Origin of the sequence: Janthinobacterium woesei (assembly GCF_051380875.1) — a bacterium.
GTDB lineage: Bacteria > Pseudomonadota > Gammaproteobacteria > Burkholderiales > Burkholderiaceae_D > Janthinobacterium.
Map to the genome: position 1 here is coordinate 127,122 of NZ_JBNYXW010000007.1, position 20,268 is coordinate 147,389.

Sequence of the window (20,268 nt, forward strand, 5' to 3'; positions counted from 1 at the left end):
TGGCCGGTTTTGATGTAAAGAGTAAGATTGCATATATATCACACAGCATATTTGTGCGCCTGCAAAAATATGCCGGCCCGGGCGGGCGCCGCGCCGCGCTATCGGGCGGCGACAACCAGTATAATGCTCGGTTCATATTCACTTTTGGCCGGGCCACGCTGGTCGCACATCCATCATGCAAGATAAATATAGTCCCGCCGACGTCGAACAAGCCGCCCAGTCGCACTGGAAGGCGATCGACGCCTATAAAGCCGTCGAACACGACCCGCGTTTCCCAAAAGGCAAGTATTTCGCTTGTTCGATGCTGCCTTACCCTTCGGGCAAGCTGCACATGGGTCACGTGCGCAACTATACGATCAATGATGTGATGTACCGCTACCTGCGCATGAACGGCTACAACGTGCTCATGCCGATGGGCTGGGATGCGTTCGGCATGCCGGCGGAAAACGCGGCCATGGCCAATAACGTGCCGCCGGCGCAATGGACGTATTCGAATATTGCCCACATGAAGCAGCAGATGGAATCGATGGGCCTGGCGATTGACTGGTCGCGCGAAATGACTGCCTGCAAGCCGGAATACTACAAGTGGAACCAGTGGATGTTCCTGAAGATGCTGGAAAAAGGCATCATCTACAAGAAAACCGGTACCGTGAACTGGGATCCGATCGACCAGACCGTGCTGGCCAACGAGCAAGTCGTCGATGGCCGCGGCTGGCGCTCCGGCGCGCCGATCGAAAAGCGCGAAATCCCCATGTACTACGCGCGCATCACCGATTACGCGGAAGAATTGCTGGCGTATGTGGACGACAAACTGCCGGGCTGGCCCGAGCGCGTGCGCATCATGCAGACCAACTGGATCGGCAAATCGACGGGCGTGCGCTTCGCTTTCCCGCACCAGATCAAGGATGCCAGCGGCACCCTGATCGGCGACGGCAAGCTGTATGTATTTACCACGCGTGCGGACACCATCATGGGCGTGACCTTCTGCGCCGTGGCCGCCGAACACCCGCTGGCCATCCACGCCGCACAAGGCAATCCTGCACTGGCGGCGTTTAACGCCGAGTGCAAGCTGGGCTCCGTGATCGAAGCGGACATGGCAACGATGGAGAAGAAGGGCATGCCGACCGGCCTGTTCGTCACCCATCCGTTGACGGGCGCGCAAGTCGAAGTCTGGGTCGGCAACTACGTGCTGATCACCTACGGCGATGGCGCCGTGATGGGCGTGCCGGCGCACGACGAGCGCGATTTCGGCTTCGCCAGGAAATACAATCTGCCGATCAAGCAAGTGATCGAAGTCAAGGGCCAGGAATTCTCGCTTGAGGCCTGGCAGGAATCGTATGGCAGCAAGGATGGCGTCTGCATCGCCTCCGGCAAATACGACGGCCTGCATTTCGCTTCCGCCGTCGATGCGGTGGCCGCCGACCTGGCTGAACTGGGCCTGGGCGAAAAGAAAACCACGTTCCGCCTGCGCGACTGGGGCATTTCGCGCCAGCGCTACTGGGGCACGCCGATCCCGATGATCCATTGCGTCGATTGCGGCGTGGTGCCGGTGCCGGAAAAAGACTTGCCGGTGGTGCTGCCGGAAGACTGCGTACCGGACGGCACGGGCAACCCTTTGACCAAATATGAAGCCTTCCTGCAGTGCGACTGCCCGCAATGCGGCAAACCGGCGCGCCGCGAGACGGACACCATGGATACCTTCGTCGATTCGTCGTGGTACTACATGCGCTATACCTCGCCGGGCTCGACCGATGCCATGGTCGACGCACGCAACGATTACTGGATGCCGATGGACCAGTACATCGGCGGCATCGAACACGCCGTCATGCATTTGCTGTACGCGCGCTTCTGGACCAAGATCATGCGCGACTTCGGCCTGGTCAAGTTCGACGAGCCGTTCGTCAACCTGCTCACGCAAGGCATGGTGCTGAACGAAACCTACTTCCGCAAGGATGCAGTAGGCAAGACCACCTGGTTCAACCCGGACGACGTGCGCCTGACCCTTGATGACAAGGGCCGTCCGCAAAGCGCCATCCTGGCGGCCGATGGCCAGCCGGTGGAAATCGGCGGCACGGAAAAAATGTCGAAGTCGAAGAACAACGGCATCGACCCGCAAGCGCAAATCGAGCAGTACGGTGCCGATACGGCCCGTTTGTTCACCATGTTCGCTTCGCCGCCGGAACAGACGCTGGAATGGTCGGGCAGCGGCGTCGAAGGCGCCAATCGCTTCCTGCGCCGCGTGTGGAACTTCGGTTACGCCCAGTCGGCCACCATTGCCGCTGCGCTGGCTGCCGGCCCTGCGCCAGCCACCGGTGACGCGCAGAAAAACCTGCGCCGCGAGTTGCACAAGCTGCTGCAGCAAGCCGACTACGACTTGAAGCGCATCCAGTACAACACCGTGGTGTCGGCTTGCATGAAGATGCTCAACACCCTGGAATCGGCCAAGCTGGACGATAGCGCCCAGTCGAAAGCCCTGATCGCCGAAGGTTTTTCCATCTTCCTGCGTTTGCTCAACCCGGTTGCACCGCACATCACACACGTGCTGTGGCAAGAGCTGGGCTACGCCGGCGTGCAGGGAGACTTGCTCAACGCGCCGTGGCCGCAAGTGGACCCGGCTGCCCTGGAACAATCCGAAATCGAGATGATGATCCAGGTGAACGGCAAGCTGCGCGGTTCGATCACAGTGGCCAAGGATGCGGATAAAGCCAGCATCGAAGCGGCCGCGCTGGCGTGCGAGAGTGTGCAGAAGTACATCGAGACCACGCCGAAGAAAATCATCGTCGTGCCAGGCAAATTAATCAGCATCGTGGTGTAATCATGACGACTTCCTCTCAAGTATCGCTGTTGGGCGGGCGCGCATGGCGCGCCATGCTGGCCATCGCCCTGACCATGCTGCTGTCGGCCTGCGGCTTTCACTTGCGCGGCTCGAATGGCAGCTTCATGCTGCCTTTCGCGACGATGTATATCGGCTTGCCCAATACGTCGCCGCTGGCGATTGACCTGAAGCGCTATATCCGCGCCATCGGCAGCACGGAAGTAGTCGACACCAAGGATGGCGCCGACGCTGTCCTTGAGGTGCTCAGCGATCCGGAGAGGAACCGTACCAAGACCATTCTGTCGCTGAACAGCAATGGCCGCGTGAGCGAATACCAACTGGGGTATTCGATCAATTTCCGCGTCCTCGACAAGGCCGGTAACCAGTTGCTGGCGCCGACCACCATCAGCCTGAATCGTCCGATCACCTTCAACGAATCGCAGGTGCTGGCCAAGGAAACGGAAGAAGCGCAGCTGTACCGCGACATGCGCAATGACCTGGTACAGCAGATCATGCGCCGCCTGGCGGCCATCAAGCCGGTGCTGCCGGCCATGTCGGTGGCGCCAGTGGCGCCCGTGACGCCGGTCGCGCCGGCCCCGCAGCAGTAACGGGGACGCCATGCAATTGCGGATAGACGCGCTCGATGGGCATGTGGCCAAGCCGTTGGCGCAGCTGTATGTGATTACCAGCGATGAACACCTGCTGGCGCTGGAAGCGGCCGACAAGATCCGCCGCGCGGCGCGCGCGCAGGGGTATTCCGAGCGCGAAGTCTTGAGCGTGGAGCGCAGTTTCAAGTGGGGCGAACTGCTGGCGGCCAACCAGGAGCTGTCGCTGTTTGGGGATAAAAAACTGATCGAGCTGCGCATCCCCACCGGCAAGCCGGGCAAGGATGGCGGCGCGGCGCTGCAAAGCTACGCGAAAAATCTCAGCCCCGACAACCTGACCCTGATCACCCTGCCCAAGCTGGACTGGGCCACGCAAAAGGCGGCCTGGGTCGCCAGCTTGCAGCAGGCGGCCGTGTATATCGACATTCCGAATGTGGAGCGGGTGCAGCTGCCGGCCTGGATCAGCCAGCGCCTGGCCGCGCAGGGGCAAAGCGCCGAGCGCGCCAGCATCGACTTCATCGCCGAGCGGGTGGAGGGAAATTTGCTGGCGGCGCACCAGGAAATCTTGAAACTGGGCTTGCTGCACGAAGCGGGCAAGCTGACGTATGAACAAGTGCAGGATGCGGTGCTCAATGTGGCCCGCTACGATGTCTTCAAGCTGTCCGAAGCCATGCTGGCCGGAGACCCGGCGCGCCTGGTGCGCATGCTTGAAGGCTTGAAAGGCGAGGGCGAGGCGCTGCCGCTGGTCTTGTGGGCCGTCTCCGAAGAAATCCGCACGCTGTTAAAATTGAAGGCCGGCATGGCGCAAGGGCGTCCATTGGGCGCGCTGCTGAAAGAATACCGTATCTGGGGCCCGCGTGAGCGCATGATGGAGCCGGCCCTGCGGCGCATTTCGCTGCCCGTGCTGGTAGCGGCGCTGCAGCAGGCGGCGCAGGTGGACAAGATGATCAAGGGCTTGCGTGCCAAGGGTTACGCGGGCGATGCCTGGGATGCCATGCTGCAGTTAGGCTTGAAGGTCGCCCGAGGCTAGGTTTTTATAAATTTGGATAGAGACATGGTGGATACGAACATGGACATCACTGAATATATGCAGGACGTGGGCACGCGTGCGCGCGCCGCATCGCGTGCCATGGCGCGTGCCGACAGCGCCACGCGCAACCGCGCCCTGACCCTGATCGCCGCCGCCATCGTGCGCGATGCGGATCTGCTGCGCGCGGCCAACCAGCGCGACCTCGACGCGGCCGCTGCCGCCGGCCTGGCGCCGGCCATGCTCGACCGCCTGACCCTGTCCGACGCGGCCATCGCCACGATGGTCGAAGGCTTGACGCAGATCGTCGCGCTGGCCGACCCGATCGGCGAAATCTCGAACATGAAATTCCGTCCAACGGGCATCCAGGTGGGCCAGATGCGCGTGCCGCTGGGCGTCATCGGCATCATCTATGAAGCGCGCCCGAACGTGACGGTGGACGCGGCCGGCCTGTGCATCAAGAGCGGCAACGCGACGATCCTGCGCGGCGGTTCGGAAGCCATCCATTGCAACCGTGCGCTGGCCAAGCTTGTGCAGGAAGGGCTGGCGGGGGCCGGCCTGCCACAGGACGCCGTGCAAGTGATCGACACCATCGACCGCGCCGCCGTCGGCGCCCTCATCACCATGCCGCAATACGTCGACGTTATCGTGCCGCGCGGCGGCAAGGGACTGATCGCGCGCCTGATGGACGAGGCCACCGTGCCGATGATCAAGCATCTGGACGGCATTTGCCACGTCTACATCGACGCCAAGGCGGATATCAAGAAAGCGATCGATATCGGCTTCAATGCGAAGTGCCACCGCTACGGCACCTGCAACACCATGGAAACCTTGCTGGTGTCGCGCGCCATCGCGTCGCAAGTGCTGCCGCAGCTGGCCGAACTGTATCTGACCAAACAGGTGGAGTTGCGCGCCGACCCGGAAAGCTACGCCATCCTCGCCGGCTACCCGCACCTGGTGCCCGCCACCGAGGAAGACTGGCGCACCGAGTACCTGGCGGCCATCCTGTCGGTGAAAGTGGTCGACGGCATCGACGAAGCGATGGACCATATCAACGCGTATTCGTCCAAGCACACGGAGTCCATCATCACGGAAGACTACAGCGATGCGCTGCGCTTCCTGCGCGAAGTCGATTCGGCCTCTGTGATGGTGAACGCCTCGACGCGTTTCGCCGATGGTTTTGAATATGGCCTGGGCGCCGAGATCGGCATTTCGAACGACAAGCTGCATGCGCGTGGCCCAGTTGGGCTGGAAGGTTTGACCTCGCTCAAATACGTGGTCTTCGGCCACGGCGAGGTACGCAAGTAATATTCCTTTGCGGGCGGCCCACGAAGCGGCCCGTTCTCTCGTTCTTCGATACTTCTGACACTGGGAATTCCATGCTCTTTCTCTGGACTAAAGCCTTCCATATCATCTTCGTTATGTCCTGGTTTGCCGGCCTGTTTTATTTGCCGCGCATTTTCGTGAACCTGGCGATGGAGACGGAAACGGTGGCCACCGAGCGCCTGCTGCTGATGGCGCGCAAGCTGTACCGCTTCATGTCATTGCTGGCGCTGCCGGCGATGGTGCTGGGCCTGGTGCTGCTGTGGATGCTGTATGGCGGTGGCGAAGGCGGCATGAAGATACCGGGCTGGATGCACGCCAAGCTGACGTTCGTGGTCCTGCTGCTCGGTTATCATCACGCCTGCGGCGCCATCTTGCGCAAGTTCGAAAAGGGCGTCAACCAGCGCAGCCACACCTGGTTCCGCTGGTTTAATGAAGTGCCGGTAGTGATGCTGCTGGCCGTCGTCGTGCTGGTCGTGGTCAAGCCTTTCTAAGGGAGACAAGATGAGTGCACGCCAGAACAAAGTCGTCCAGTATTTCTTCGCACCCCATTCGCCGTGGACGTATCTGGGCCACGCGCGCCTGATGGCCATCGCCGCGAAGACGGGCGCACAGATCGATGTGCGGCCCTTCGACCTGGGCAAAGTGTTCAGCGTGTCGGGCGGCTTGCCGCTGGCCAAGCGTGCACCGCAGCGCCAGGCGTACCGCCTGGCCGAACTGGCGCGCTGGTCGGCCTTCTTGCAGGTGCCCCTGAATGTGCAGCCAAAGTTTTTTCCCGTCTCGCCGGAAGCAGCGGCCAAGCTGATCATCGCCACGCGCCTGGCGCATGGCGTGGAGGCGTCGCTGAACCTGGCACATGCCATCATGCGCGGCCTGTGGGCCGAAGAGCGCAATATCGGTGATGAAGACACCCTGGTGCAGCTTGCCACCGACGCCGGTTTCGAAGGCCGCCAGTTGCTGAAGACGTCGGAGACGGCCAGCGTGCAGGCGGAATACGACGCCAACACGGAAGCGGCTACCGCCGCCAGCGTCTTCGGTTCGCCGTGGTACATCGTCGATGGCGATGGATACTGGGGCCAGGACCGCCTTGATTTTGTCGAGCGGGCGCTGGCAGGGTAGTAAAGCAAGAGCAGTTTTTAACGTAGTATTTTTTAACGTAGTAAGCAGCGCCTGTAATCTAGCGGGCGCTCAACACAATGGAATAAGGGTACACCAACCATGGCTTCATATTTTTGCCCATGCCCGCGCGGCATGGAAGCGGCGCTGGCCGAGGAACTGGGCGAGATCGCCCAGGACAGTGCGACCATGAAGGTCCACAACCAGGTGCCGGGCGGCGTACACTGCTCGGGCGACCTGCTCGATGCCTACCGCATCAATCTGCATTCGCGTATCGCTTCACGCGTGCTGATGCGCATGGCCCATTCCGGCTACAAGACGGAAAACGATATTTATGACCTGACCCTGGCGCAGCCGTGGGAAGACTGGTTCGGCGTGCATCACACGATCCGCGTCGACGTCACGGCCGTCAAGTCGCCGCTGCGCAGCCTGGAATTTACCACCTTGAAAATCAAGGATGCGATCTGCGACCGCTTCCGCGACCAGTTCAACGAGCGTCCTTCAGTCAACACCAAGACGCCGGACATGCGCATCGTCGGCTTCCTCGACGCAAACACGTTCACTGTCTATCTTGATACCTCGGGCGAAGCCCTGTTCAAGCGCGGCTGGCGCGAAGAAACGGGCGACGCGCCGCTGCGCGAAAACCTGGCCGCTGGGCTGCTGCGCGTGTCGGGCTGGAAGCCGGGCATGGTGCTGTTCGACCCGATGTGCGGTTCCGGCACCATCCTGGCCGAAGCGGCGCAGATGCTGCAGGGTATTCCACCGGGCGCTACGCGCCAATTCGCCTTTGAAAACTTCCACGACTTCGATCCGGCGCCGTGGAATGCCATGAAAAACGCCATCAAGGCCAATCCTCTGCCGGCCGAGCCGACCATTTTCGGCAGCGATATTTCGGGAGATATGGTGGCCATGACGCGCCACAACCTGCGTTGCGCCGGCGTGCGCTTCGAGGTGCCGCTGAAACAGATCGAGGCGCAGGAAGTCAAGCCGCCAAGCGATGTGCCAGGCATCATGCTGACCAACCCGCCGTACGGCGAACGTATCGGCGTGCGCGGCGACAGCACCATACCGGAAGATGAATTGTCGACCTCCTTCTATTCGGCCATGGGCACCACCCTGAAACAGCGCTTCGCCGGCTGGACTGTGTTCCTCTTCACGGCAGACCTGGGCTTGCCAAAGCTGCTGCGTTTGAAGGAAGCGCGCAAGACGCCATTCTTCAACGGCGCGCTGGAATGCCGTTTGTTCCGTTTCGATATGGTCGCAGGATATAACCGCCGCGAAGAAGCCAAGCCCAAAAATATCTGATTAAACCTACTGCGCGTCGTGACTTGCGGCCTGCGGTGCTCACCGTACTAAAGTACGGTTCCGCTCTCGGCCACAATTCACTTCCGCTCGCTACGGTTTTCTCAGGTATTTTGGTACCTGAGAAAGCCGGATGTGTCACCTTGGATTCACCATGTTTCCCACGCCTCCGGCCGATGTGCCGCCCGACCCGGTCACGTCCGTTCCGCCTCCGACTCCTAGCCACATGGCGCCGCTTAGCCGGGGTGCGCTGGCGATGATGCTGGCCGGCCTGTCGATGCTGGGGCCTTTGTCGATCGACACGTATTTACCCGCGTTTGGCGCGATCCAGGGTTCGCTGCAAGCGTCGCCGCTGGAAGTGCAGCAGTCGCTGACGTTCTACATGCTGGCCTTTGCCGGCATGGTGCTGTGGCATGGCGCGATATCGGACGCCTTCGGCCGGCGCAACGTCATCCTCGTGTCGCTGCTGATGTTTGCCATCGGCTCGCTCGGCTGCGCCTCGGCGCACACGGTCCACTATCTCTGGTTCTTCCGCATCATGCAGGGCGTCTCGGCGGGCGCAGGCGTGGTGATCAGCCGCGCCATCATCCGCGACCTGTATGCCGGTGCCGCTGCGGCGCGCCTGCTGTCGCTGGTGACAATGATCTTTTCCATCGCCCCGGCTGTGGCGCCCATCCTCGGTGGCTGGATCGTCATCTGGTTTGACTGGCGCTCGATTTTCCTGTTCCTCGCCTTTTACACGGTAATCCTGCTGGGATTTTGCTACTGGCGCCTGCCCGAAACGCTGCCGATGGAAAAACGCCAGCCCTTCAATCCCCGTTTCCTGGCGTCGAGCTATGGCCAGATCCTGCGCTCTCCCCTGTTCCACATCAAGGCCGGCATCGTCGCCCTCAATTTTGCGGGCCTGTTCCTGTTCATCACGGCAGCGCCGGAAATGCTGCCCGCGCAGCTGCACCTGGGGCCGTCGCAATTCGGCTGGCTGTTCATTCCCTGCGTCAGCGGCATTTTCATGGGGGCGCTGGTCGCCAACCGCATCGCCGGCAAGGTCACGTTCGCGCGCCAGATCGGCATCGGCTTTGCCTTCCTGCTGTGCGCCGCCAGCGTCAATGTCGTGTACCACCTGTTCCTGCCGCCGTCCCTGCCATGGTCGGTGCTGCCCTTGTTCTTTTATACCTTCGGCATGTCGCTGGTGGGGCCGGGCGCGACCCTGCTGGCGTTGGACCTGTTCCCGCATATACGCGGCACGGTCGCGTCGTGCCAGTCGTTTGCCACTACCTTGCTGGGCGCGGTGGTGGCCGGCGTCATTTCGCCGCTGTTGTCCGGCTCCGTACTGTGGCTGGCGTCGGGGCAACTGGCGGTTACGGCACTGGCGCTGATCCTGTGGCTGGTTTCGCGGCGCTTCCGCCACCGTTTGCTCGGTTCCCTGAAGGAATAAGTTTCCACAGTAGAACGCTGGATTTATTTCAACTTAATTTTCTATATTGCAAGTAATTTCCGGCGCTTATGATAAGATGACTTTTCCCGGCATCCTCTCAGGCAGTCTATTTTTTGGTTACAGGAGTGGAGGATTCCTCTGAACGCGGCCGTGCTTCGCTGCTGAGCGCGCTTCCTTTTCGAACCGGCAATGCCTGATACGATGCATCAATCTGATCAAGATATTCGCAATCGCCTGTTGATTGCCCGTCTGCCGGCCATGCCGCAGATCCTCATCAAGCTGATCGCCCACTTGCAGGCAGACGATGCCGGCATGCCGGAGCTGGCTGCCCTGATCGCCAAGGATGCGGGCATGACCAGCAAGATCCTCGGCGTGGCCAACAGTTCCGCCTACCATCGCCAGGGCAAGGTCGTCAGCCTGGAGCAGTCGCTCGTGTCGCTGGGCACGGACATGATCAAAACCCTGGTCATCAGCGAATCCGTATTCCAGACTTTTAACAGTTTCCCCCATTCCGGCAGTACGGACTTGCGCGCGTTCTGGAAAAGTTCGCTGTCGGCTGCCGTGATGGCGCGTTCGCTGGCCAAGGCCATGGCGTATCCGCACGCAGAGGAAGCCTATCTGGCAGGCCTGCTGCATAACGTGGGGCGCCTGGCCCTGCTGGCCACGGCGCCGAAAGAATATGCCTTCAACTTCACGGCGCGCGACGATGCCGCCCTGTGCGCGGTGGAGCAGCGCACCTTGCAGATCACGCATGCCGAAGCGGGCGCCTGGCTGATTGAACGCTGGCACCTCGATTCCTTCCTGGCCGACAGCGTGCTGTATCACCACGAACCGCTGGCGCGCCTGGAAGCGAGCCACCCCCTGATCCGCATCGTGCGCCTGGCGCATTTGCTGTGCTGCCATGCCGACGATGCAGAGTCGATTGCGCAGGCGGCGCGCTTGTGTGCGCTGGACGAGGAGGTGCTGGAAACACTGATCGGCAGCGTTGCGCGCAAGGTGGCGCAGACCGCGCAGCACCTGGGTATCGACCTCGCTGGCGCCGACGATATCGCCGTGCCGCCCGCGTTCGCGCCGCCAGCCATCGATCCGGTGCAGCAGCGCCTGTCCGATGACGTGCGCAATATGGTGCTGGTGTCGGAAGTGGGGCAAACCTTCGCGCGCCAGCAGGGGGAGACCCATTTGCTGGAAGCCATCACGCGCTCGGCGCGCATCCTGTTCGATTTTGAAACCACCGTCATCCTGCTGCAAAACCCCACCGCCCATGCGCTGGTGGGAGCGGCAGCGGGCGAACAGCAGCAGCGCCTGGCCGGTTTTTCCATACCGCTGGCCAAGGGCGGGCCGCTGGCTGCTTCTGCGCTGGAATGCAAGCTGGCCTTCTTGAAACGCGACATGCCTGCGCTGGGCATCGTCGAAGAGCAGCTTTTCCGCATCCTCGGCACGGATAGCCTGGTATGCCTGCCGCTGGTGGCGGGGCAGCGCAGCCTGGGCGTGCTCATAGCCGGCGTGGCGGCGTGGCAGATTCCCGCCAACCAGAAGCGCGAAGGCTTTTTACGCGCCTTCGGCAACCAGGCCGCCAGCGCGCTGGAAACGGCGATCAGCGCGCGGGGCCTGGCGCGGCGCCAGCTCGATCACGTGGCCGAGGAATACCGTGAAGCGTCGCGCCGCCTGGTGCACGAGGTGAATAACCCGCTGTCCATCATCAAGAACTACCTGAGCGTGCTCGATCACAAACTGGAGAAACAGGAGCCGGTGACGGGCGAGATGTCGATCCTGAACGAGGAAATCGACCGGGTCGGCCAGTTGATCAACGGCCTGGCCGATCTGCAGCCGGTGGCAGCCGGCGGCGTCACCGATTGCGCGCGCGTGGTCGATGATGTGCTGCGACTGTTTCGCGCGACGCAATTTCTGCCTTCGAAGGTCGAGGTGGTAACGCGCATGCACGACGCGCCTGGCGCGGTGGAAGCCGATGCCGACATGCTCAAGCAGATCCTGCTCAACCTATTGAAAAATGCCGTCGAAGCCTTGCCTGATGGCGGGCGTATCGAGGTGACGAACCATGGCCACGTCAACCGCGACAGGCGCCTGTATCTGGAACTATGCGTCAGCGACAATGGCGCCGGCCTGGCGCCCGAGGTGCTGGCTAATCTGTTCTCGCCTGTGCGCAGCGCCAAGGAAGGTGCGCATCACGGCCTGGGCTTGTCCATCGTACATGATCTGGTGACCCGCATGCATGGCGTGATCGGCTGCCGCAGCAGCAAGTTCGGCACTTCGTTTGAAATCCTGCTGCCCGTGCCCGTACCCGTGCATCAGGGTGCCGCCAGCAGTTCCACGGCCGTGCCCGTGCTCGGCAATACTGCTCTATCTTCGTAACGTCCATGAATTTTTCCGCCATCCCGTTTGACCAGGAAAATAGCCCGCGCATCCTGCTGGTAGACGATGAACCGCGCTTGCTCGCTTCCTTGCACGAGCTGCTGAAGGACCGCGGCTACCAGCTGCACACGGCCACTTGCGGCAGCGAGGCACTGGCGCAATTGTCGAAACTGCGCTTCGACCTGATCCTGCTCGACTTGCGCCTGCCCGACATGAATGGCCATGAGATCATGGACCACATCAACCGGCGCGGCATCGAGGGCGACGTGATCGTCATGAGCGGCGATGTCGGCATTGAAGCGGCCATCGGCGCCTTGAAACGCGGCGCCTACGATTACCTGCGCAAGCCTTACAGCCGCGAGGAGCTGCTCAAGACGGTGGAAAACGCGCTGCAAAAGTGCAAGCTGGCGCTGGAGAACGAGCGCATCGCGCTGCAGCTGGAAAACTCGGAAAAGATGTACCGCTACCTGGTCGACAGCTCGCCCGACATCATCTATACGCTGAACCATGAAGGCCGCATCACCTTCATCAACGACCGCGTGCACCAGTTGCTGGGCTTTAGCCGCGAAGAGCTGATCGGCAGCCATTACTCGATTCTCGTGCACGATGAAGACCAGGAGCGGGCGCGCTATGCCTTCAATGAGCGCCGCCTCGACGAGCGCGCTTCGCGCAATGTGGAGCTGCGCCTGAAGTGCCATAGCGGCAGCGGCAGCGACCGTACCTTCAACAACACCCTGATGACGATTCCGCTCCAGTCGATCGGCATGCACAGCCTCGGTCATGAAGCGAAGAAGCAGGAATATTTCGGTACCTACGGCGTGGCGCGCGATATCACCGACCGCAAGCGTGCAGAGGAAATCATCTCCTATCAGGCCTACCACGACATCCTGACAGACCTGCCGAACCGCATGCTGTTCAAGGACCGTCTGGGCCTTGCCGTGATCCAGGCACGCCGCAAGCTGACGGAACTGGCCGTGATGTTCATCGACCTGGACCGCTTTAAACTGGTCAACGATACCTTGGGCCACGTGAAGGGCGATGAGCTGCTGCAGCAGGTGGCGCTGCGCCTGAAGGATTGTTTGCGCCGCGGCGACACGCTGGCACGCCAGGGCGGCGATGAATTCACCATCGTTCTGCCGGAGCTGCGCGACCGCCAGGATGCGCGCCTGATCGCCGACAAGTTCCTCGAATGCCTGCACCAGCCGTTCGATCTCGATGGCAACCAGGTGCATATTTCCGCTTCGATCGGCATCGCCATCTATCCGGGCGACGGCGAGACCATCGACGAACTGCTGCGCCATGCCGACATCGCCATGTATCAGGTCAAGGCGCTGGGCAAGAACGGCCACAGTTTTTATCACGAGTCCATGCTCGACGTGTCGCACCAGAAGATCGCGCTCGAGCAGAGCTTGCGGAAGGCGCTGGAACTGAACCAGCTGGAGATGTATTACCAGCCGCAGGTGGACGTGATGACGGGCCGCATCGTCGGTGCGGAAGGCCTGATGCGCTGGAACCATCCACAGCGCGGCTTGCTGACGGCTGGCGAATTTCTGCCGTTCGCCGAGGAAAACGGCTTGATGCTGCCAATCTCTGACTGGATGCTGGGCGCGCTTTGCCGTGATCTGGTGCAGTGGAATGCGGCCGGCGGCGAAGCCGTGCGCCTGTCGCTGAATCTGTCGCCGCAATACCTGGACCGGGGCGATTTTTTCGAAAAGATGCGCGGTGCGCTGACGCGCTACGGCATCGCGCCGGAAAAGATCGAAGTGGAAATCACGGAAAACATCTGCATCCGCAATCCGCAATATGCGATCGAGCAGTTGAACAAGTTGTGCCAACTGGGCGTGTCGGTGGCCATCGACGATTTCGGCACCGGTTATTCCTCGCTGTCCTATCTGCACCGTTTCCCCATCCATACCATCAAGATCGACCAGTCGTTTGTGAAGGAAATCCACGACGAACACGGACACTACCCCGTGATCCTGGCCATCATTTCGATCGCGCGCGGACTGGGCCTGCACCTGATCGCCGAAGGCGTGGAAACGGAAGGGCAGGCACGCTACCTGCAGGACAAGGGCTGCACCACCATGCAGGGCTATCTGTATCACCGCCCCATTTCGCTGGGCAGCTTCATTGGCGTGCTGCAGGAACAGAGCCGCCTGCTGACCGATGCCGCACAGGGCGAATCGCAGCCGCTGGCCATCGAGGCCTGATTCATGCAGCCCGCCGACGCCCGTTACACGGCCGACTACCTGCGCCAGAAAGGCCTGGCCGAGAAGGGTAACGCGAATGCCCAGCACAGCCTTGGCTTCATGCACTTCAATGGCCAGGGCATTGAGCAAAGCTATGCGCTGGCGCTGCGCTGGTATGGGTTGGCCGCGGCACAGGGACTCGAACATGCGCAATACAACCTGGGCGTGATGTGCCAGAAGGGCCAGGGCGTGGCGCAGGATTTTACTCAGGCCGCGCATTGGTACCAGAAGGCGGCCGAGCAGGGCTACGCGGCGGCGCAGTACAACCTGGGCTGGCTGTATGCCAAGGGCCAGGGCATCGCGCAGGACAGCAGCCAGGCCATGCTGTGGTTCAGCCGCGCGGCCGAGCAGGGCGACGCGGGTGCGCAAAACAATCTGGGCATGATGTATGACAACGGCAAGGGCGTGCCGCAGGATTTCGTGCAAGCCATCGCCTGGTACCGCAAGGCGGCCGAACAGGGCTATGCGCGCGCGCAATTCAACCTGGGCCTGCGCTATGACAATGGACAGGGCCTGCGCCAGGACCGCCAGCAAGCGACTGCCTGGCTGCGCAAGGCGGCCGAGCAGGGTTATGCGCCGGCCCAGTTCAACCTGGCGCTACGCCATGAAAATGGCGACGTGCTGCCGCAGGACAGCGGGCAAGCGATCATGTGGTACCGGCGCGCAGCCGAGCAGGGACATGCTAGTTCGCAGTTCAACCTGGGTCTGATCTATGACAATGGCCAGGGCGTGCCGTGCGATAAACAGGCGGCACTCGATTGGTACGTGAAGGCCGCTGGGCTGGGACATGCCGCGGCCCAGCACAACCTGGGCCTGCATCATGAACATGGCGCGCACGATTACACGCAGGCGCAGGCGTTTTACCGGCAGGCGGCCGAACAGGGTTTTCCTGCCGCCCAGTACCAGCTGGGACTCTTGCATGAACATGGACAGGGCATGCCGGCCGACGCTACGGCATCCGTCTTCTGGTACCGCAAGGCGGCCGAGCAGGGGCACGTGCGGGCGCAGTTCGACCTGGGCCTGCGCCATGAAAATGGCCAGGGCGTGCCACAGGATCTGGCGTTGGCGCTGGAATGGTACCGCCGCGCCGCCGAGCAGGATTACGCGCCGGCGCAATACATGCAGGGCGTGCTGCATGACCGCGACGACGGTCCGGCCCTTGACAGCCAACTGGCCTGCGCCTGTTATTGCCGCGCCGCCGCGCAGGGCCACAGCCTGGCGCAGTTTGCACTGGGACTGCGCCACGACAATGGCCAGGATGTGCCGCAGGATTACGCTGCCGCTTGGGACTGGTATGCGCTGGCCGCACGTCAGGGCCATGCGAGGGCGCAGTTCAACCTGGGCCTGATGGCCGCCAGCGGCCAGGGCGGTCCACTCGACTTGCAGCAGGCGTACATCTGGTTGTCGATGGCGGTAGCGGCCGGCGTAGCCGGTGCAGAAAAATCATTGCGCCAGACGGCGGCGCGCATGCGCGAAGCGGATTTGATCCAGGTGCGCCAGCGCCTGGAAGCAGTGGCTGATTGACATCCCCTTGACACTGACGACACTGCGCGTGTGGCACTTGCGCGTAACGAATACATGGCGATGCATGTCGTCTGCCTCATGGCTTCTTCCGCAGGCTGGAGAGCATCCGGACGATGCCCGCAGCCATCCGGCGCCGTTCAAACGTGCGTGAATACAACAGGATTTGTTGTATCGTGCGCTCCTGCGCCAGTGTGTGCGTGGTTTTTTTGCCGCGACAAAAGATGCTGTCGTCGCTGTGATTTTGATATGCTAATGGTTCAACAACCACCCGATGCCGCATTAGCTTTTAAACAAAGGATGAATATGCGCCTGATCTCTTTCCCCGCTCGCCCTGCCGCCATGTTGTGCGCCCTGGTGCTGTGCTCGTCCACGGCTGGCGCCGCCAATCCGCTCGATGCGCTGAGCAATCAGGAGGCCAGCAGTGGTTTGAAGGCCGCGCTCGACGCCGGTTCCGCCGCTGCCATTGCCAAATTGGGTGTCGAAAATGGCTTCCTGAACAATGACAAGGTCAAGATCAAGCTGCCTGGCATCCTGGAGCAGGCCAAGCCCTTGTTGAAAATGACGGGGCGCGGGCAGCAGCTTGACGACTTGGTGGTGTCGATGAATCGCGCTGCGGAATCGGCCGTGCCCTTGGCCAAGCCCTTGCTGCTCGATGCGGTGAAGTCGATGAGCGTCACGGACGCCAAGAATATCCTGTCCGGCGGCGACACCTCGGTCACTGATTTCTTCCGCCAGAAAACATCGGCGCCCCTGGCCGTAAAATTCCTGCCCATCGTCAAATCCGTCACGGACCGCTCCGGCCTGGCCAGCAAGTACAACAGCACCATGAGCCAGATCGGCAAGACGGGACTGGTGCCGCAGCAACAGTCGACCGTGGAAAGCTATGTCACCGATCGCGCCCTTGATGGCTTGTACCTGATGATAGGCGAGGAAGAAAAAGCTATCCGCAGCAATCCGCTGGGCTATGGCAGCAAGATTATCGGTAAAGTTTTCGGTAGTTTGAAATAGCCTTGGCTAAAAAAACAGTTCATTTTGTAAATGCTGGCGCTTGTGCAATAGCATTGCCTGTTGTGGCAAACATGGGACAGGTTAAGTATTTAATACAAGAAACAATGTTAAAATCTCGCGGCATGAATTTTCGGTGGTATGAATAAGACTGCCAGCCCATGACGAATTTTTAGTGGCGAACTGATGTTTGGCCTTTGTGCCCGCAGTTGGCCTTTATGTGTTTCTTCCAAGTCCCTCAGGTTATTGCTTCTGAGTATCTTGTCAGAAATTCCAGATGCAGGATATAAGTTAGGTAGCCGGATTTGTTAAGCGTACTCAGAAAATCGATTAAATATACCTGGTGTGGCTGTCTGGTGCTGGGAGCGCCTTCGGCGATTGCCGCCACGCCGAATCATGGCGGCCAGTCGGGCTATATCAACATGCCTAGCGCCGTGGTGGAAACCGATGGCACCTTCAGCGTGGGATACAGCTATGACAGTCCGTATGGGCAGTTGTGGGTGACGTCGAGCATTTTACCTTTCCTGCAGATGACAGGTCGGTATGTGTCGATTAGTGGTATTCCTGGCTTTAGCAGTGTTCCCGGAGAATACGGCAGTGGCTATGGTCGTTACAAGGACAAAGCCGTCGATGGAAAACTGCGCTTGTGGCAGGAGTCGGATTGGATGCCGTCGGTCGCCGTCGGGATGACCGATTTGTTCGGTACCGAACTGTTCAAAGGTCAGTATGTCGTTGCCACCAAGACTTTTGGCGCGAGCAAGAATATCGAAGCCAGCCTAGGCTATGCACATCGCCGTCCTGATGGGCCATTTGCTGGCGTGCGTTGGACGCCAACGGCACTGCCGCGCTGGTCGGTAGTGGCTGAATACGATACAACAAACTATCAGCGTGACTTGCGCGCCGCGGAGACCAATGCCGGCAAGCGCAGCAAGGGCCCTTCCGTCGGTCTGGAGTACCGCTGGGGCTGGTTGGCGCTGCAAGCGGCACGTAGCCGCGAGCAATTCAGCATCAACGCCTTTGTTAGTATTCCATTCGGCGAGCGCGAGTTCATCCCCAAAATATTTGAACCTGCCTATTTTGTCGACGACAAGAATCCACCACCGCGCCCAAGCAGGGAAGAGTGGCATAACGACGCTGGCTATGGCGCCGACCTGGTCAACGCCCTGGTGAAGCAGGATTACAAGAATGTCCGCGTCGAGCAAGAGGGCAATACCCTTGCCCTGACCCTGACCAACAGTCGTATTTCGAACTTGGGCCGTGCCGTCGGCCGCGCCGCACGTACGGCAGTGGCGTTCACGCCAGCTGGCGTGAAGACTCTCCGCATCACGTACACCAAGCTTGACCAGCCTATCGCCACATATGAATTTTTCGATATTCCAAAGCTGAACGATTATTTTGCTGGGAAGATCGACCGCAAGGCCTTCTTTGATGTCGTGCTTCTGCGCTATCCGGGAAAGAGCGATGTCATTCCCGATGGCCAGCAAGGGTGGTTGAACGAATTCCTCGACCAGCCAGTACAGGCCAAGCCTGCAGTCGCGCCTGTAATGGTAGCCGCGCCGGCTACCGTTGCCGCTTCACCAGTGACTGTGCCGGACAATGCAATCACTGACATCCCCATGCCGCCAGTTGTCAAGGCGGCCAATGCCGTCAAGAACGATGGCAAGCTGGCGGTCGGCCTCGGCGTCGATGGTGATGTGGTACAGGTCAAATCGATGGACCGCGAAGCGAACCGCTTCAAGATCGCGCCCAAGGTCGGTTTTTTCTTCAACGACCCCAGCGGCGCTTTCCGTTACTCGATTTCCGCCGTAGCCAATTACGACCGCCGCCTTGCCGACGGCCTGTATCTGAATGGCGCGGCCAGCCTGCAATTGCTGGAAACGGTTTCTGGCGTCAAGCAGGCATCGAACAGCAGCTTGCCGCATGTGCGCAGCGATGTGGCGGAATACCTGCGCGGCGGGCGTTTTTCGCTCAGCCGCATCTTGTTGAACAAATATGACAATCCAGCCGAACGCGTGTACACGCGCATGTCGGCCGGTTTGTATGAAGACATGTTCCGTGGCGTCGGTGGACAAGTGCTGTATTTACCAAAAGACAGCCGCTGGGCCGCCGACCTGGCCGTAGATGCATTACAGCAGCGCGGCTACAAAGGGTTGTTTGACAGCCGCGATTACAAGACGGTCACGGCGATCGGCTCCCTGCATTACCGCTTGCCGCACGACATCACTGTGACGGCGCGCGCCGGCCGCTTTTTGGCCAAAGACAAGGGTGTGCGGATGGAATTCAAGCGCCGCTTTCAGTCCGGCATTGAAGTCGGTGCCTGGTATACGCATACCAATGGAAACGATATCACCACGCCGGGCACGCCTTCCAAGCCTTATCAGGATCGCGGCATTTTTCTGTCGGTACCGCTGAACAGCATGCTGCCGATGGATACGCAGTCGACCGCTGGCTTTGCGATTTCGCCATGGACGCGTGACGTTGGCCAGATGGTTGGTTCGCCTGGCGACCTGTATGACATGATCGAACGCCCGCGCACCGATATGCACAGCTATGATGGCCTGGGTAATTTTGCCGAACGTGCTGATGAGCAAAATTTGCCGGCAGTCAATCCGCCGGATCGTCCTTTTGTCAGCCCGTGGCCGGCCATGCGCGCACGCCTGGAACAATCTGCGTCCGCCACCCCTAGCGCCCCTGAATGGCTCAAGGCGACGGCAGTGGTTGGGGGCGTGGTGCTGGCCTCGGCCCTCAGTGACAAGCCTGTAGACCGCTTCGTCAAAAAACATCAGAATTCGACCTCGTTTCGCAACTGGGACAAGCTGGGCAAGGGCATGCCGTTTGCCCTGGTGGGCGCGGCCGGTGCTGCGCTTGCGTTCGGCGATGAACGCTTGCAGAACATTGGCTTGATATCCATGCAATCGGTTGCTGCTGCAACTGGCTTGGCCCTGGTCGGCAAATATGCGATCGGGCGCGCCCGTCCAGGTGAAGAGCGTGGCCCTTGGAGTAGCGTGGGTGATGGAGGCAAGCGTTCGGACGCTTCTTTCCCGTCGGGCCACTCGGCTATTGCTTTTGCTGCCGTGACGCCGTTTGCCAAGGAGTACGATGCGCCATGGCTGTACAGTGTCGCAGCGCTTGGTTCGGCTGGTCGTGTCGCAGGCCGCAAGCATTGGGTGTCCGACACTGTTGCCGGTGGTATTCTGGGCTATGCGGTGGGTAGCTGGCTGTGGCATGCGCAGCGCGACCAGAGCAAGTCGGGCCTGTCGATTAATCCAGGACCGAAAGAAGTCAGTGTAACGTGGCAAACAAAATATTAATATGAAAGAAACTCTGTGAGATATTCATTCGCTTGGTCAACTTATTTTAATTTTTTTGCATATGTTGCATTACTGAACGCTCAAACCAAAACGGAACGGCCACATAGCGGCAGGGTGGCCGCCATGCACTATTTTGGTTGAATTATTTCTACCATTCTGCGATCTGCGGTAAGATAGCTGGTTGAA

At 60.6% G+C, this 20,268-nt stretch carries 13 protein-coding genes; all 13 read left to right on the forward strand.

Annotation, left to right across the window (positions count from 1 at the left end; translation table 11 throughout):
• Nucleotides 1-175: 175 nt before the first annotated feature.
• The 13 genes from leuS to ACQ4W6_RS09630 all read left to right on the forward strand — a co-directional run bounded on the left by leuS (nucleotide 176) and on the right by ACQ4W6_RS09630 (nucleotide 20,082).
• Nucleotides 176-2,815 (forward strand): leucine--tRNA ligase, encoded by a 2,640-nt coding sequence (gene leuS / locus ACQ4W6_RS09570; protein ID WP_436566954.1) that lies wholly within the window; start codon nucleotides 176-178, stop codon nucleotides 2,813-2,815.
• 2 nt (nucleotides 2,816-2,817) lie between these two features.
• Complete coding sequence (locus ACQ4W6_RS09575; RefSeq protein ID WP_436566955.1) at nucleotides 2,818-3,423, forward strand: LPS-assembly lipoprotein LptE; 606 nt, start codon at nucleotides 2,818-2,820, stop codon at nucleotides 3,421-3,423.
• Between the two features lie 10 nt (nucleotides 3,424-3,433).
• On the forward strand, nucleotides 3,434-4,450 hold the full coding sequence (gene holA, locus ACQ4W6_RS09580) for a DNA polymerase III subunit delta (RefSeq protein ID WP_436566956.1): 1,017 nt from the start codon (nucleotides 3,434-3,436) through the stop codon (nucleotides 4,448-4,450).
• A 39-nt stretch (nucleotides 4,451-4,489) separates the two neighbouring features.
• Complete coding sequence (locus tag ACQ4W6_RS09585; protein WP_436566957.1) at nucleotides 4,490-5,755, forward strand: glutamate-5-semialdehyde dehydrogenase; 1,266 nt, start codon at nucleotides 4,490-4,492, stop codon at nucleotides 5,753-5,755.
• Between the two features lie 71 nt (nucleotides 5,756-5,826).
• A complete protein-coding gene (locus tag ACQ4W6_RS09590) occupies nucleotides 5,827-6,264 on the forward strand; it encodes a CopD family protein (RefSeq protein WP_436566958.1) in 438 nt (145 codons plus the stop codon).
• A gap of 10 nt (nucleotides 6,265-6,274) precedes the next feature.
• Nucleotides 6,275-6,889, forward strand: a complete 615-nt coding sequence (locus ACQ4W6_RS09595; protein WP_436566959.1) for a 2-hydroxychromene-2-carboxylate isomerase — start codon at nucleotides 6,275-6,277, stop codon at nucleotides 6,887-6,889.
• A gap of 99 nt (nucleotides 6,890-6,988) precedes the next feature.
• Nucleotides 6,989-8,191, forward strand: a complete 1,203-nt coding sequence (locus tag ACQ4W6_RS09600) for a THUMP domain-containing class I SAM-dependent RNA methyltransferase (RefSeq protein WP_436566960.1) — start codon at nucleotides 6,989-6,991, stop codon at nucleotides 8,189-8,191.
• 151 nt (nucleotides 8,192-8,342) lie between these two features.
• Nucleotides 8,343-9,623, forward strand: coding sequence for a multidrug effflux MFS transporter (locus ACQ4W6_RS09605; protein WP_436566961.1), 1,281 nt, complete (start codon nucleotides 8,343-8,345; stop codon nucleotides 9,621-9,623).
• Nucleotides 9,624-9,824: 201 nt separating this feature from the next.
• Nucleotides 9,825-11,993 carry an HDOD domain-containing protein gene (locus ACQ4W6_RS09610; RefSeq protein ID WP_436566962.1) on the forward strand — a complete coding sequence of 723 codons (2,169 nt, stop codon included), beginning with the start codon at nucleotides 9,825-9,827 and terminating at the stop codon, nucleotides 11,991-11,993.
• A 5-nt stretch (nucleotides 11,994-11,998) separates the two neighbouring features.
• On the forward strand, nucleotides 11,999-14,203 hold the full coding sequence (locus tag ACQ4W6_RS09615; RefSeq protein ID WP_436566963.1) for an EAL domain-containing response regulator: 2,205 nt from the start codon (nucleotides 11,999-12,001) through the stop codon (nucleotides 14,201-14,203).
• Nucleotides 14,204-14,206: 3 nt separating this feature from the next.
• Nucleotides 14,207-15,766: an SEL1-like repeat protein gene (locus ACQ4W6_RS09620; RefSeq protein WP_436566964.1), complete on the forward strand. Its 1,560-nt coding sequence runs from the start codon at nucleotides 14,207-14,209 to the stop codon at nucleotides 15,764-15,766.
• Nucleotides 15,767-16,069: 303 nt separating this feature from the next.
• Entirely contained in the window at nucleotides 16,070-16,774 is a 705-nt protein-coding gene (locus ACQ4W6_RS09625; RefSeq protein ID WP_436566965.1) for a DUF4197 domain-containing protein, read from the forward strand.
• 353 nt (nucleotides 16,775-17,127) lie between these two features.
• Nucleotides 17,128-20,082, forward strand: a complete 2,955-nt coding sequence (locus ACQ4W6_RS09630; RefSeq protein WP_436566966.1) for a YjbH domain-containing protein — start codon at nucleotides 17,128-17,130, stop codon at nucleotides 20,080-20,082.
• The last annotated feature ends 186 nt before the right edge of the window (nucleotides 20,083-20,268 follow it).